Genomic DNA, 14,817 nt, shown 5'->3' with positions numbered 1-14,817 from the left:
GCGCGGGTCGTGTCCGGCGTCGGCGAGTTTCTCGACGGTGCCGAACACTTCGGCGACCGCCGCAAGGCGATCCTGCAGGACATCGCGATCCTGACCGGCGGCCAGGTCATCTCCGAGGACGTCGGCCTCAAGCTGGAGAACGCGGACCTGTCGCTGCTGGGCCGTGCCCGCAAGGCCGTCATCACCCGGGACGAGACCACCATCGTCGAGGGTGCGGGCGACGCCGACCAGATCCAGGGTCGCGTCAACCAGATCCGCGCGGAGATCGAGAACTCCGACTCGGACTACGACCGCGAGAAGCTGCAGGAGCGGCTCGCGAAGCTGGCCGGCGGCGTGGCCGTCATCAAGGCCGGCGCCGCGACCGAGGTCGAGCTGAAGGAGCGCAAGCACCGCATCGAGGACGCGGTGCGCAACGCCAAGGCCGCTGTGGAAGAGGGCATCGTCGCCGGCGGCGGCGTGGCCCTGATCCAGGCTGCCGAGGCCGCTTTCGCGGGCCTGAAGCTGACCGGTGACGAGGCCACTGGCGCGAACATCGTCAAGGTCGCCGTCGAGGCTCCGCTCAAGCAGATCGCGATCAACGCCGGTCTCGAGGGCGGCGTCGTGGCGGAGAAGGTCAAGTCCCTCCCGCAGGGCCACGGCCTGAACGCCGCCACCGGCGAGTACGAGGACCTGCTCGCGGCCGGCGTGCCGGACCCGACGAAGGTCACCCGCTCCGCGCTGCAGAACGCCGCTTCCATCGCGGCGCTGTTCCTGACCACCGAGGCTGTCGTCGCGGACAAGCCGGAGAAGGCTGCTGCCGCTCCGGCCGACCCGTCCGGCGGCATGGGTGGCATGGACTTCTGAGTTCGGCTGCTTTCCGGCGAAGCCCGGTTCACCCTCGCGGTGGGCCGGGCTTCGCCCGTTTCTGTGCCAGCAGCTCCCGGGGCACGGTGCCGGGCGATCAGTCTTCGGGCGTCAGCACGGCCGCGGCGGCGTAGACCGGGAGAATGACCCCGGCCGAGAGCACGGCCCCGGCGACCGCGGCGATGCGCACCATCGAGGGGTCGACGTTGAGGTAGTTCGCCCAGCCGCCGCACACGCCGGTGAGCATGCGGTCGGAGCGGCTGCGGAAGATCTTCTTGGCCGGTGCGGCCTGCACGTTGTCCGTCATGACAGCAATACTCCGCGACCGGGACGGGCGGCACATCCGGGATCGCCCCGGAGATAGCCCCGGGGCCGCGACCCTGAAGTCTCCCTTACCCGCTGATCCGGCGGACCCGCTCGAACCGGTCCAGCCACGCCGCTGCCACCTCGGGCGACGCGGCGAACCCGGCGTACGCGTCGGGTTCCGGGGCCTGTCGCAGCACCGGCAGATAACCGTCCACAGGGGACAGTGTTTCGGAGCAGACATCCCCGCGCAGCAACGACATCGTGCCGAGTCCGCAGGCGAAGTCCAGCTCCGGCAACGCCCCGGCGAGCGCGAGCCCGGCGGCCAGCCCGACGCTGGTCTCCACTGCCGACGACACCACGCACGGCAGCCCGCAAGCCTCCGCGACCTCCAGCGCCCGGCGGACTCCGCCGAGCGGGGCGACCTTGAGCACGGCGATGTCGGCGGCCCCGGCGACGGCGACCTTCAACGGATCTTCCGCGCGGCGGATCGATTCGTCGGCCGCGATCCGCACCGACACGCGACGCCGGACGGCGGCCAGGTCGTCGATCGTGGGGCAGGGCTGTTCGGCGTACTCCAGTCCACCGGCCGCGCGATCCAGTTCGCCGAGCGCGTGCACGGCGGTGTCGACATCCCACGCGGTGTTGGCGTCGACCCGGATCGCGCCGGAGGGACCCAGGGCGTCGCGCACCGCTTCGATGCGCGCGCAGTCCTCGGCGAGCGTCGCGCGTTTGTCGGCGACCTTGACCTTCGCCGTGCGGCAGCCAGAGGTACGGACCAGTTCGTGCGCGCGTTCCGGCGACACAATCGGGACTGTCGTGTTCACCTCAATACGGTCGCGGACCGGCGCGGGCCAGCCTTCTTCGCTCGCTTCGAGCGCGGCGGCGAGCCAGGGCGCGCTCTCGGTGTCCGAATAGTCAGCGAACGGGCAGAACTCTCCCCAGCCGGCGGGGCCGCGGAGCAACAGTCCTTCACGGACGGTGATGTCCCGGAACCGGGTGTGCAGCGGGAGCGCGTAAACCTGCATGACTGCCGATCATGCCATCGCCGCGGTGACGGGAACCGAGGTGCCGCAGGGGCCGTCTCAACGCCACAATGGAACGTGTGGACGGCCTCGACTTCCGGGTGCTCGGCCCGGCCGAGGTGCTGGCCGGGGACCAGGTGGTGCCGCTGGGCGGCAGCCGCCCGTTGATCGTGCTCGCCGGACTCCTGTTGCGGGCGAACCGGCTGGTGTCGGTCGACGTGCTCAGCCACTGGCTGTGGGGCGACGACCAGCGGCGGTCGAAAGGCGCGCTGCAGACGTATGTCCTGCGGCTGCGCCGAGCGCTCGGCGACGGCGCGGCGATCCGCACCGAACGCGGCGGCTATCTGTTGGAAGTCGACGAAAACGCGGTGGACCTCGGCAGGTTCCGGCAGTTCGCGGCGCGCGGCCGCAGTGCCGCGGAGCGCGGCGAGCACCGGCGCGCGGCGGGGTACTTCGAGGACGCACTGGGACAGTGGCGGGGCTCGGCGCTGCAGAACGTGGAGTCGGACGCGCTGCACCGGGACGAGGTCGGACAGCTCGCGGAGGAACGCACGCGGGTGCGCGAGCTGTGGGCCGAGACGCTGGTGACCGTCGGCGAGTACGACACCGTTGTGCCTGAGCTGGAGCGTCTGACGCGCGAACATCCGCTGCGCGAACGGCCGCACGAGCAGCTGATGTACGCGCTGCTCCGCTCCGGACGGCAGGCTGAGGCGCTGGACGTCTACCGGCGGATCAGCGGACTGCTCGCCGAAGAACTGGGCCTGGACCCTGGTGCCGGACTGCAGCGCGCACACCGGTTAGTACTGGGCGGCGACGAGGGCGCGCGATTCCGGACTCCTCTGGAACCCCATGTGCCGCACCAGCTTCCGGCCGACCTCGGCGCGTTCGCCGGTCGCGCAGCAGACTTGAAGGCTCTCCGCGCGTTATTGCCGGAAGCCCTGGACGACGGCACCTCCACGCCGATCGCCTCAGTGGAAGGTATGGGCGGACAAGGGAAAACAACCCTGTCTGTCCACTTCGCACACCAGATCGCCGATCGTTTCACCGGCGGCCAGGTGTTTCTGGACCTGCGCGGTTACGGCCCGGGCGCACCGGTGTCGCCGATCGCCGCGCTGGAGACAATGCTCATCGCGCTGGGCGTCCCCGCTGACCGGATCCCGTCCGGTTTGGACGAACGCGCTGCCACTTGGCGCACTTTCACCACCGGCCGACGGCTATTGGTAGTGCTGGACAACGCGAACAGCACCGAACAAGTACGTTCGCTGCTGCCTGGCCCCGGATGTCTGGTCGTAGTGACGAGCCGCTGGCAACTGCGCGGCCTGGTCGCGACCCACGGCGCCCGCCGAATCGCTTTGTCCGAATTGGACAGTGAAGAGGCGGTGGAGCTTCTCGCGTCGGCCATCGGCGTCGAACGGGTGTATGAGGACCCGGTCGCAGCTGGTCGATTCGTGCAGTATTGCGGCGGGCTTCCGCTGGCGATCCGAATCCTCGCCGTCCGCGCGGCCCAGTTCCCTCGGCTGCCGCTGGACGAGTTCGTAGCAGCTTTGCCCTCGGACGCAGGCCGCTTAAGCACCTTCGACCTGGGCGACGGCGACGAGACCAACATTCGCACAGTTTTCTCTTACTCCTACCGGGTTCTGTGCCCGGCCGCGGCCCGGCTGCTGCGATTGCTGGCGCTGTCGGCCGGCCCGGATTTGTCGCTGGGCATGGCAGTCGCACTCAGCGGACGGTCCGAAAAGGAAACTCGCGGCGCTCTCGACACCCTCGTCTCGACTCACCTGCTCATCCAGCCGAAACCGGGCCGGTACCAGTTCCACGACCTGATCCGCGCCTATGCGAACGAATTGTCGGAGCAGGAGGACACTGCCGACGAGCGCGCGGAAGCCAGTTCGCGGTTGCTCGACTGGTTCATCGCGTCGGCGCGGAACGCGGGTTTGGCGATGCGCCCGAACCAGCTGATGGATGAAATCGGACCGGTTGCCGAGGCTGGCGCACAGGAGTTCTCGGACTTCCACCGTGCTTTGGCCTGGTTCAGCGAAGAACACGGGAACCTGATCTCGGTGATCCAGTGGTCGTTCCGGATCGGCCGATACGCGCAATGCTGGCGGCTGGCCTGGTCGCTGTTCACCTATTTCGCCGGCCGCGCCCGGGTGGACGAATGGCGCTACGTCTTCGAGATCGGCCTGCGCGCGGCGCGAAATTCCGGCGAACGGCACGGCGAAGCGGCGATCCTCAATGGACTAGGCGTGATCGAAGGAGTCGCCCGGAACTACGTACTGGCGCGCGAATATCTGGAGCAGGCGCTGGCCGTGCAGCTGGAACTGGGCTCACTGCCAGGGGAGGCGCGGGCGCGTTACAACCTGGCGATGACCGCGCAGAGCATCGAGGATTTCCCAGAGGCTTACCGGCATGGCCTGCGTTCGCTGGAAATCACGCGGGAACTGGGTTTCACCTCGGTGGAGGCGAACGTTCTGCGCGCTTTGGGCGACCTGTGCGCGATGATGGGCGACTACCCGCAAGCGCTGTCGCTCGCGGACGAGGCGCTGGCCTTGGTCCCGCCGGACGACCTGCCACAGGGCCGTTTCTCGCTGGCCGCCCGCGCCCGCGCACTGCTGGGCCTGGGCCGGCACGTGGAGGGCATCGAGTGCCTGTCGGAAGCGGTCGACATGTTCTTCGCGATGGACGAGGAATATGAGGCAGCGGACGTCCTGTCGGAACTGGGGGCGGCGCATCTGCGCTACGGCCGCACCGCTGCCGCACGGGACTGCTGGCTGCGTGCGGTTCGGTTGTTGACGAGGTTGGATCACCCGGACGCGGACCAGGTACGGGCGCAGCTGGCCGGGTTGGTGCGGAGGTAATTTCGGCCGCATCGCCGGAGCGCGCGACGGCTGGTTGCTTGCGGTGCGGCTGGGTCATGCGGATGTGGTTCGCGGTTTGCTGCGGCAGAGGGCGTGGCGACGTCGTGGTGGTTTGGGCTGCTGGTTGCTCGCGGTGCGGCTGGACCAATGCGGATGTGGTTCGCGGTTGCCGCGGCAGGAGGCGCGGCGACATCGTGGCGGGCTGGGCTGCTGGTTGTTTGCGGTTCGGCTGGATCATGCGGATGCGGTTCGCGGTTTGCTGCGGCAGAGGGCGCAGCGAGACCGTGGTGGCTTGGGTCGCTGATGGCGAGCGGTTCAGCTGGATAATCCGGATGCGGTTTGTCGCGGCGGAAGGTGCGGCGACATCGTGGCGGCTTGGGCCGCTGGTTGCGAGCAGTTCGGCTGGATCATTCCGGCGTGCGCCGGGTCCAGGTGCAGTGGCGGCCTTGGCAAGTGGTTGATGCGGCCGTGCTGCTGCGGGGCGGGATTGGTTGGACCATCCCGACACGGGCAAGCGAGCCTGGTCGGCTTGGTGCGCGGACAGCTTCGGCCGTTCGGCGGAACGGTTCCTCTGCTGGGCACCGGAAAGCAGCGGGGCGCGGTGGTCCGCGTGCCGACCCCCAGCGGCAGCACGTAGACCACCGGCGGCCCGTATCACCACCCAATCGAAGTGCGCTCACTGTCCGCTCACTGTGCCGGGTCGGTTTCGGCGGGGAGGCCGAGCAGGCGGGTCAGCGCGACGGCATTGCGCGGGGCGGCGACTTTGCTGTCGTTGTCGAAGTAAACGTGCACGTCCCGGCGGCCGCCGTCGTGCCATTCGGTGATCTTCGCTGCCCAGGCGCGCAGGGCCGAGTCGGAGTAATTGCTGGTGTAGAGGTCTTCCGAGCCGTGCAGCCGGACGTAACTGAAGTCAGTGGTCTGGTCCTCCCGGTACGGCCACGGCGCGGCGGCGTCGGCGGTCACCAGTGCGACTCGGTGTTTCTCGAGCAGGTCCATCGCTTCGGTTGTGGTGAAGCTCGGGTGGCGCACTTCGAGCGCGTGCCGGACAGGTCGATCGGGTTCTGATTCCAGGAAGGCTTCGGACTTGAGCTTGTCGTCGTGCTTCGCCCCGAGCGCGGCGGCTTCGCTGGTGGTGCGCGGGAGCTGGCCGAGGAACGCGGAGACTCGATCGGGGTCGAAGGCCAGTCGTGGCGGGAGTTGCCAGAGGAACGGGCCCAGTTTGCCGGCGAGCGCGAGGACGCCCGAGGCGTAGAAGTTGGCGAGTGCGGTTTCGACGTCGCGCAGCTGCTTGAGATGGGTGATGAACCGGCCGCCCTTGACCGCGAACAGGAACCCGGCCGGGGTTTCGGCGTGCCAGCCGCGGTATCGCTCGGGGCGCTGCAGTGAGTAGAAGGATCCGTTGATCTCGACGGCGTTCGTCCGGCGGGAGAGGTACTCGAGTTCGCGCCGCTGCGGCAGGCCGGAGGGGTAGAACGCGCCACGCCACGGCGGGTATCGCCAACCGGACGTGCCCACTCGGATCTGGCCGATCTCGCTCACCGCCTTTCGCCGCCGAGGGTTCCCGTGCGGACGGTTGCGGTAAACCCGTCCGCGCGGCCGCTTTCCGGACAGGTGGGCTAAGGATTGGGACATGCGTCCTGAGCGAAGGGACGTGGGTCTCATGGAGTTGACTCCGTTGCCTGGCCGTCGGGACGGGACTCGGAGGGGACGGTGAGAAGGCGAATCGGCGGGATGGTGACCCGTTTGCCGTGGCAGGGAAGTGAGAACGAGGGGATGCCTCGGCGCGATGAGCGGAGTCCGAGGAGTAGTGCGGAGATGGGGCGGGAACGAGGTGCGGAGATGGGGCGCGAACGGGCGGTGCGAGGCGAGAACGCGAATGGCGGCGCTGGGGTAGGGCGGAGTGGCGGGGGTGGGGCGGCATGGTGGGCGGCAGGAGCGCGACGGGCATCGCTTTTCCTGCTCGGCGAGCCGAGTCTTGCCTGTTGCGGTGGCTCGTCGAATCTGCCGGGCTCCTGAGGCAAGTGCACGCTCATCCCAGTCGCCCAGTCGCCCAGTCGCCCAGTCGCCCAGTCGCCCGGCCAGAGGCGATCGCGTTCTTCCCAGCTGGTCCGACCGGTTCGGACAGGCCAGTCACGGTTCGGCGATCCCCGCCCCGATGCTCCAGGGCGCCCGCCCGGCCACCTCGATCGCTCACTTCCTCAAGCCCACGAGAACCTCCACCGGCGGCTCTGCACCAGAGAACTCGCGTACTCCCGCAGGTTCCCCGGCTGCGCGAGATACGTCGGGAGGCTGAACGCCCGGTGCTCGGCGGCCACCGTCAGTGCCCGGGCGAGGGTGCGCGGTGGGGCGGACACCGACAGTTCCAGCGTGTCGAAGCCGAGCGTCACCAAGGTCGCGCCGAAGCGGTCTTCCCAGCTGCGCAGGACTGCCGACAGTTCCGCGACCTGATCTGTCGACTTGATCATTCCCGTCCAGCCGATGAGAGCGGGAACGTCGGCCGGACGGTCGGCTTGCACCAGGCCCAGCCGGTGGGGCGTCCGGGCGGCCAGGATCGAGCCGGTGTTGCCTGCTTCGGCCAGCGGGTCCGAGCGGCGGTGCGAGCGTTTCGCCAACCCGGGGAAGCGGGTGCCGAACGGGCGCAGGCAGGCTCCGTCGCAGCAAGAGCCGTCCCACCAGCGGGCCAGGACCTCCGCTGGGTCGGCGTTGCCGACGCGGTGGCCGGCGGGGGCGAGGCGGCCGCGGTCGTCCAGCCAGTCTTCGCCGCGGGCGGTGAAGCGCTGGTCGGGCGGGATCAGCACGGGCCACAACCCGGAGCGCTCGAACTCGGCGACACAGCTCAAGTACCGCTGCGGCCGCGCGAGCGGCTCCTCCGACACCCAGATGCGCCCGTGCCAGCGCCCTGGCGGCAAGGTCTGGACCGGCGGTGCCCCGACGCCGGGGCGGAACGGTGCGATCGTCATGAGCTTCCCCTCGAACTGGTGTTCGGTACCTGCACATCGAACAGTAGTTCGAACCACTGACAATTTCCAGGACCTGGTCGCTCATCCGTTCGAGTGCTGTGACAGGCGGAGGCTGGCATCGGGCGGCAGCTGGCACCCGATGCCGAACGCCGAGTCAGCTGGGTGTGCCTGGGGGTTTCGGCTGGTCGGACGGGCCGGTTCGCGGTCGGGCGATGTCGTGCTGGACGACGAGAAGCTGAGGGGTGCCGAGTGTGCGGCGGGGAGAAGAAGGGCGCCACACGGCCGGAAGGTCTGTTCGGCGCGAAGACCGGAGGGTTTCTGGTCCTTGCTGGGTGCCGAGGCGGCAGGCGCCGGTGGCCGACCAGCGTGGTCGGCCACCGGCATGCGGGCGGCGCTCCGCCGGGATCACGTCACTGTGCGAGCGTCCGGTCGGGCACCGTCAGTCCATTTTCGTGGATGCGACGTCATCCCTGTTCTTCCCGACGACGACGTGGACATCGCCGCTCAGTGCGACGACCTTTGCCGGTTCCTTCGGATCGTCCTCGGGCGTGGCCTCCTTGGCGAGCTCGTCTCGCATGCGCCTGAGCGCTTGCTCCAGACTCTGCTGGCTGGACAGATCGGCCGGCTTCGCGACGACGCCGGCTTTCATCCACATGGTGAGGTTTTGCTTCACCATGGTGACCTTGAAGAGCACGTCGGTTCCCGACTTGTCGTCGCGCGGCATGAGCTGAATGCTGGGCAGGTCGATGGTGATGCCCGGCGGCACGGCGTCCCCGCCAAGGCCGAGTTTGCCCCGGTCAAGGCCGAACGGGGGCTGCATGCCGCCGCCGGCCGCCCTGGCGAGGACGATCGCGGCGTATGCGACGTCGGCTTTGGCCTTGAGCCAGTCCTGGTCGACGACGGGCGGCGGCTTGTGCCTGCCGTCGATGAAGGACCCGAGGCCGCCGATCGGGTCGACGGATTTGCCAGCGGCCTTGCGGTGAAGGGCATCCAGAGTGATGGCGCCGCTGTTGGCATTCGTCGACAGCGACGCCGGCGACACCGCCGCGTAGGACATGTTCTTGCCGCGGAAGTAATTCGTGACTTCGCTGGTGTGGGCCGCGCCGACGTCCATGGCGATCGGCGCGCACTCGCCCACGCTGTCGGCGGCGAATTTCATCGTGTTCTCGGCCATCGCGTTGCTGCGCTGCACCGTGATGTCGAAGAACTTCCGGGCCTCCTGGAGGTCGGCGCGATAGTTCGTGACATCGGCGTTCACCTCGGTGGCCTTCTGCTCCAATTCGTCGGCGAGGCGCTGCATCTCCTCATTGGTCGCGACCGGCGTGAGGCGGTGGAGCATCTGGTACCGCTCATTGGTCCACGGGCTGGTGCCGACGATGAACTTGATGGCCTCGTCGTCCTTTTTCTGCTCGAGCAGTTCGTTCGCCCTGATGTTCTGGTCGGACGTCATGGTCGTCGCGGCAATGGCGACGAGGTACCCGGTGAACGACTGGTTGCCCTTGTCCGACAGGTCGACGCCGTACTGGTCGGCCTTCTCGATCGGCTGCTCGGTGAAACCGGGCAGCACCATCGCCGCGAAGTCGGCCGCGCTCACCTCGCCCTCCCGCAGCAGCTGCAAGGCGACGGCCGTCCGGATCCCGGCGTCCGGTTTGGACGTGAACCACCTGGCGTCCGGCGCCTTCTTCTCCACGACCGTGCCCTCGAGCGCGAGACGACGCAGGTGGTCCTGGTGGTAGAGGCGGTTGAGCATCATGGCGATCTCGACTTGCCCGACTCGCGACGCGTGTTGTTCGTCGAGAACAATGACGAAAGGCCGGCTGGTGCCGTTGGAGCTGGTGAGTTTTCCGACGTTCGCGTACCGGTCGGAATTCACCGAGTACGGCGTCTTGTCGCGAACGCACGCGGCTTCGCCGGCATTTGGATCCGCGGCCGGGGAGGTGCATCCGGCACAAGCTGTCGTCAGTACGACTGTTGCCAGCCCTAGCGGCCACTGTCGTCGTCCCACGGGAGTTCGTCTCCTTCTGATTGTTCCCCCGGCATGCCGAGAGCGTCCGCGATCAAGAGTCGTTCGATGGCGTAGCGGGGATTCAGCTGTAATAGAGCGGTTTTGGCGGGCGCGGTTCCCGATTCGCCCAGCGCGCGGATGATGTGGCAGCTCACCTCGTGATCCGAAGTGGCGTAGAAACCCTCCACGAGCAATGGGATTACATTCGGATTGCCGCGGCTGTGCAGTTGCCGGACGGCCGCGATTCGCTCCTCGGCAGTCCCGTGCAGCAGCTGGTCGCGCAGTGCGCGCCCGCGCGGATTGAGCGCGGCGAGCAGCGCCACGGCGAATGCCGCCGCGTTGCGTGCGGCCCGCTGCTGCCCGCCGGCCTGGTCGGCATGTTCCTTGCGGCCGTCGGCGTGGTCGCTGATGCCTCGCACGACGACAACCGGCACCGATGCGTTGAGGTGGCTGGCGAGCGCGACTCCGGCACCCTCCATTTCTACTGCGGCGGCGTCGCCGTAGTGCGTCTTGATTTGTTGCGCGTACGGCGAATCGGGCGAGTCCAGCACGACTTCGCCCGACGCGATCGGCCGGACGAAAGCCTTCGCCTCGGGCCGGTCGGGGAGCGTGTTCTGCCAGGTGTTCTCGTCGGCGACAAGTTGTGCCAGCTGGGCGAGATCGTGGCCAGGGGGCCACGACCACGGGCGGGCCCGGAATCCCGTGGGATCCACCTTGCCGCCGTGCACGGCATAGACTTTTTCGGCCACCACGACATCGCCGAGCGAGAGGTCTGTGTGCAGCCCGCCCGCCACCCCGACCATCATCACCAGATCCGGCTGGTAGTGCGAAATCGCGCGTTCGGCGATGACCGCGGCCATCTGGTTTCCCTGGCCGGTGCGGGCCAGCACCACCCGGCACGGACTGTCCAGCAGGCGGCCGAGATGGAAGATCGTTCCGGCGGAATGGATTTCCTGCCGGACCGCGACCATGGTTTCGATCATCGATTTTTGCTCGACGGGAATAGCTGTCAGGACAACGACGGTAGGCGTCGAACGGGTCACTGTGTTTACTCACCAAGATCGGGAATTGGCGGAGTCGGGAGAGCGCCGGGCACGGTGCCGGGGCGTGTTTCGCGCCGGCGACGCGTATCTGCTCTGACAGCCGGTGTCTGACGGCTGACCTGGTATCCGGGAACGCGCGTTGTGCGCGCAGTCGCTTCGCGAACGTGCTGGCCGAGAAGCGGTTCGGAGGAGACCTCTTTCCGTCAGGTTGACGATATCGGACGAGGGTAGAGGTCCGGGCATTTGTCGTCAAGCTGACGAGAAGTTAAGGTTCGCCCATGTCCTGGCAGATTCCCCGGGTGGCGGTGGCCGTTGACCTGGCCGTTCTCACCGTGCGCGACGGCAAGCTGCAGATCCTGCTGGTCGAACGCGCGATCAAGCCATTCCGGGGCATGCTTGCCCTGCCCGGCGGGTTCCTCGCGTCGCGGGAAGAGGATCTCGACGTCGCCGCCGCGCGTGAACTCGCCGAGGAAACCGGGCTCGAGTCGCATTCGCTGCACCTGGAGCAGATGCGCACGTACGGCGCGCCTGACCGGGATCCACGCGGCCGCGTCCTGACGGTCTGCTATCTCGCCGTGGTACCGAATCTTCCCTTGCCCGTGCCGGGCGGAGACGCCCGCGCCGCGCGCTGGATACCGGTTGCCGCCGTGCTCGACAACGAGGTGGCCACGGCGTTCGACCATCGGGAGATAATCGCCGACGCCGTCGAACGCGCTCGTGGCAAGCTGGAATACACCACGATCGGCGCCGCGTTCTGCGCGTCCCCGTTCACCATCAGCGAGCTGCGCCACGTGTACGAAACGGTTTGGGGCCACAAGCTCGACCCGCGCAACTTCCACCGCAAGATCACCGGTGTCGACGGCTTCCTGGTGGCGACAGGCGAGCGGACCAAGCGTGACGGCGGGCGGCCCGCCGCGCTCTACCGGCCTGGTAGTGCACGGCTCATGCATCCGCCGATACTGCGCGGTTCCGGAAGCTCGCCCTGGCCGGAATAGCCGTGTTCGGCTCCCGTCCCGTGTCGCTCAAGCGGGCACGAGCTGGCTGACGACGAGGCCGAGGGTGAAACCGATCCCGGCCGACCAGAGCATGAGCGAGGCAAGAGTTCGTACGGTGCACAAGATCTTCATGGATCCGTCCTCCCGCGGGATGGTCACGCCCATCGCTGGCACATCGCACGGACTGGCGGCCGCGTCCCATTAAGGTCACCATGACAAGTACTGTCCGCTGCTAGTACGGTAGCGGAGCGCCGCACTTTTGGTCAAGGTGACTGGAAGGTATCGTGGGTTCGTGAGCACGAAGAACAGGTTCGGGTCAGCGGTAGCGGTCGACATGATCGTGCTGACAGTGCGCGAGCAGGCTTTGCGGGTGCTGGTGGTCGAGCGCGCCAAGCCGCCGTTCCGCGGCCGCCTCGCGTTGCCGGGCGGGTTTCTGGAGGACGGCGAGAACCTCGACGAGGCCGCGCAGCGGGAACTGGCGGAGGAGACCGGGCTGGACGCCGAGCGCTTGCACGTCCGGCAATTCCGCAGTTACGGCGGTCCTGATCGGGACCCGCGCGGCCGGGTCGTCTCCGTCGCCTATGTGGCACTGATGCCGGATCTGCCGATCCCGACCGCCGGCGGTGACGCCCGCGCTGCCCGCTGGGAACCGGTCGAGGGCCTGCTGGGGGATCCGGCGGTACTGGCGTTCGACCACCACCGGATCTTGTCCGACGCGGTCGAGCACGCCAGGGACATGCTGTCCCACACCACCCTCGCGACGACGTTCTGCCCGCCGGAGTTCACCGTCACGCAGCTGCGGGAGGTCTACGAGACGGTGTGGGGCGCCGAACTGGACTCGTCGAATTTTCACCGGAAAGTCACCCGCGCCGACGGGTTTCTCGTCCCGACCGGCGGCAAGGCGGCCAGCGAGGGGGGCCGCCGCGCCACTCTTTACCGCGCGGGAGCGGCGACCCGGTTGCATCCCGCGCTATTGCGCGAACAGCACTCGAAACTCGCGCACCTGCCGGGCGAGCGCCAGGAATCGTGACGGTTGGTGCCGACTCTTGGCTCGCCTGGTGCCAGGGGCAAGAGTCAGCTCCGGGAGACGCGGCGCACCCGAACCGCCACGAAGAGGCCGATCGCGATCGCCACCGCGGCCAGCACGATGTACTGGAACACCGACGCGTAGCGGTCCACCAGCGACCAGCTCTCCCCGAGCAGGTAGCCGGCCACGACGAACGCTGTGTTCCACAGCAGGCTGCCCGCCGTCGTGAGCAGCAGGAAGCGGCCGAAGGGCATGCGTTCGACGCCTGCGGGCAGCGAGATCAGGCTGCGGAAGATCGGCACCATCCGGCCTAGGAACACCGCCTTGCCGCCGTGGCGGGTGAACCACGCTTCGGTCCGGTCGAAGTCGGTCGCGTTCATCAGCGGCAGGCGGCTGAGCAGGGCCCGGCAGCGGTCGCGGCCGAGCAGGGCGCCTAGCCAATAGACGATCACGGCTCCGGCGAGCGAGCCCAAGGTGGTCCAGAAGAGGGCTCCGGCGAGGCTGAAGGTGCCGCGGCTCGCGGAGAAACCGGCTAGCGGGAGGACGAGTTCGCTGGGGATCGGCGGGAAGAGGTTGTCCAGGCCGACGACGATCGCGGCGCCGATGCCGCCGAGGGAGTCCATGAGGCCGACGGCCCAGCCCGCGAGTCCGGTGAGGGGTTCGGCGGGGGCGGCGAGCAAGAGGTTCACGGGAGTCCTTTCACTTCGGATGTGACGTTTTCGAAGGTAGAAAGGCAAGGGGCGCAACACATTGCTGTCGGCCACCCGGAGAAATGCGGAAAACCGCAGTACTCCGCCGCCATCGGCCTGGCTAGCCTGATCAACGTGAACAGACCGCGAATGCTGCGCCGGACGGCGGGCGTCGGCCTAGGTGCCCTGACGGCGCTCATCGAGGTGCCGTACGTGGTCCTCTCCGCACCGCTCCTCGCCATCCCCGCGGCACGGCCGAAGGTGCTTCGCGGCGCACGCAGGCTCGCCGAAGTCGAGCGCGCCCGTCTGCAGCGATTCTTCGACGCCAGCAACGGCGACGACTACGATGGCCGCCGAGCCCTGCAGTACCTCGTTCCGCGCAGTCTCACCGGGCTTCTCGCGCTGGGCGTGTGGGTGTGCATCGGCGCGGGCGCAGTGGCTGGCGCGCTCTACTTTGCTCAACTGGTCACCGGCCGGGCGCCTGGCGGTACCCCGGACGGGACGCTGCTGGATTGGCTTCCGATTCTGGCACTCGGCGCGATCGCGGTATTCCTTTGTGGACAAGGGCTGATCGGGGCAGCCGCACTCGATCGGAGGCTGGCGAGGCGGTTCTTCGGGCCCAGCAGTCAGGAACTGTTGCGGCGCCGGGTGTCCGAGCTGGCGACGACGCGGAGCGAAGTGGTCGAGGCGGTCAACGGCGAACGTCGGCGCATTGAGCGGGATTTGCACGACGGGGTGCAGCAAAGGCTGGTGGCGCTCGGAGTGCTGCTCGGCCGCGCGCGGCGGGCTGGCGACGCGGAGAGGGTGGCTGAGCTGGTCCGGCAGGCGCACGAGGAATCGCAGGAAGCGTTGCGCGAACTCCGAGAGGTGAGCTGGCGCGTGTACCCGATCGCGCTCGACGAAAGCGGTCTTGAGGCCGCGCTGGAGTCCCTGGCCGAACGCGCCACGATCCCGGTCGACCTTCGTTACGCGCTCGACGAGCCCTCGCCGGAGATGGCGACAGTGGTCTACTTCGTGGCGTCCGAATCGGTCACCAATGCGGCCAAACATGCCAGCGCCAATAAGGTCA

Annotated in this window: 12 protein-coding genes; 5 read left to right on the top strand and 7 right to left on the bottom strand. The window is 68.3% G+C overall.

Annotation, left to right across the window (positions count from 1 at the left end; all coding sequences use genetic code 11):
- On the top strand, positions 1–843 hold an 843-nt coding region (gene groEL, locus ACWDNU_RS41990; RefSeq protein ID WP_449672942.1), incomplete at its 5' end, for a chaperonin GroEL.
- Positions 844–940: 97 nt separating this feature from the next.
- On the opposite strand, the gene ACWDNU_RS41985 is transcribed toward groEL, so the two are convergent.
- Complete coding sequence (locus ACWDNU_RS41985; protein ID WP_037807882.1) at positions 941–1,150, bottom strand: PspC domain-containing protein; 210 nt, start codon at positions 1,148–1,150, stop codon at positions 941–943.
- Positions 1,151–1,235: 85 nt separating this feature from the next.
- Positions 1,236–2,174: an o-succinylbenzoate synthase gene (locus ACWDNU_RS41980; RefSeq protein WP_449672941.1), complete on the bottom strand. Its 939-nt coding sequence runs from the start codon at positions 2,172–2,174 to the stop codon at positions 1,236–1,238.
- 68 nt (positions 2,175–2,242) lie between these two features.
- On the opposite strand from ACWDNU_RS41980, the gene ACWDNU_RS41975 reads away from it, so the two are divergent.
- Positions 2,243–5,029, top strand: coding sequence for a BTAD domain-containing putative transcriptional regulator (locus tag ACWDNU_RS41975; RefSeq protein WP_449672940.1), 2,787 nt, complete (start codon positions 2,243–2,245; stop codon positions 5,027–5,029).
- 687 nt (positions 5,030–5,716) lie between these two features.
- Here the strand turns inward: ACWDNU_RS41975 and ACWDNU_RS41970 are convergent.
- The 4 genes from ACWDNU_RS41970 to ACWDNU_RS41955 form a co-directional block, all read right to left on the bottom strand.
- The gene (locus ACWDNU_RS41970) at positions 5,717–6,568 is read right to left on the bottom strand and encodes a DUF72 domain-containing protein (RefSeq protein WP_449672939.1); all 852 of its coding nucleotides are present in this window, start codon (positions 6,566–6,568) and stop codon (positions 5,717–5,719) included.
- A gap of 659 nt (positions 6,569–7,227) precedes the next feature.
- Positions 7,228–7,989: a DUF4253 domain-containing protein gene (locus ACWDNU_RS41965; RefSeq protein ID WP_370933764.1), complete on the bottom strand. Its 762-nt coding sequence runs from the start codon at positions 7,987–7,989 to the stop codon at positions 7,228–7,230.
- 439 nt (positions 7,990–8,428) lie between these two features.
- A complete protein-coding gene (locus tag ACWDNU_RS41960) occupies positions 8,429–9,583 on the bottom strand; it encodes a hypothetical protein (RefSeq protein WP_449672938.1) in 1,155 nt (384 codons plus the stop codon).
- Positions 9,584–9,969: 386 nt separating this feature from the next.
- Positions 9,970–11,037, bottom strand: a complete 1,068-nt coding sequence (locus ACWDNU_RS41955; protein WP_449672937.1) for a phosphorylase family protein — start codon at positions 11,035–11,037, stop codon at positions 9,970–9,972.
- Between the two features lie 278 nt (positions 11,038–11,315).
- On the opposite strand from ACWDNU_RS41955, the gene ACWDNU_RS41950 reads away from it, so the two are divergent.
- Positions 11,316–12,032: an NUDIX hydrolase gene (locus ACWDNU_RS41950; protein ID WP_449672936.1), complete on the top strand. Its 717-nt coding sequence runs from the start codon at positions 11,316–11,318 to the stop codon at positions 12,030–12,032.
- A gap of 334 nt (positions 12,033–12,366) precedes the next feature.
- A complete protein-coding gene (locus ACWDNU_RS41945; protein ID WP_449672943.1) occupies positions 12,367–13,062 on the top strand; it encodes an NUDIX hydrolase in 696 nt (231 codons plus the stop codon).
- A 44-nt stretch (positions 13,063–13,106) separates the two neighbouring features.
- Here the strand turns inward: ACWDNU_RS41945 and ACWDNU_RS41940 are convergent, their stop codons facing one another.
- Positions 13,107–13,748: a DedA family protein gene (locus ACWDNU_RS41940; RefSeq protein ID WP_449672935.1), complete on the bottom strand. Its 642-nt coding sequence runs from the start codon at positions 13,746–13,748 to the stop codon at positions 13,107–13,109.
- A 135-nt stretch (positions 13,749–13,883) separates the two neighbouring features.
- On the opposite strand from ACWDNU_RS41940, the gene ACWDNU_RS41935 reads away from it, so the two are divergent.
- On the top strand, positions 13,884–14,817 hold a 934-nt coding region (locus ACWDNU_RS41935; protein WP_449672934.1), incomplete at its 3' end, for a histidine kinase.

Source organism: Amycolatopsis sp. NPDC003676, from assembly GCF_053587275.1.
Note: the sequence above shows the minus strand (reverse complement) of the source record. Positions and strands in the feature narration are given on the sequence as shown.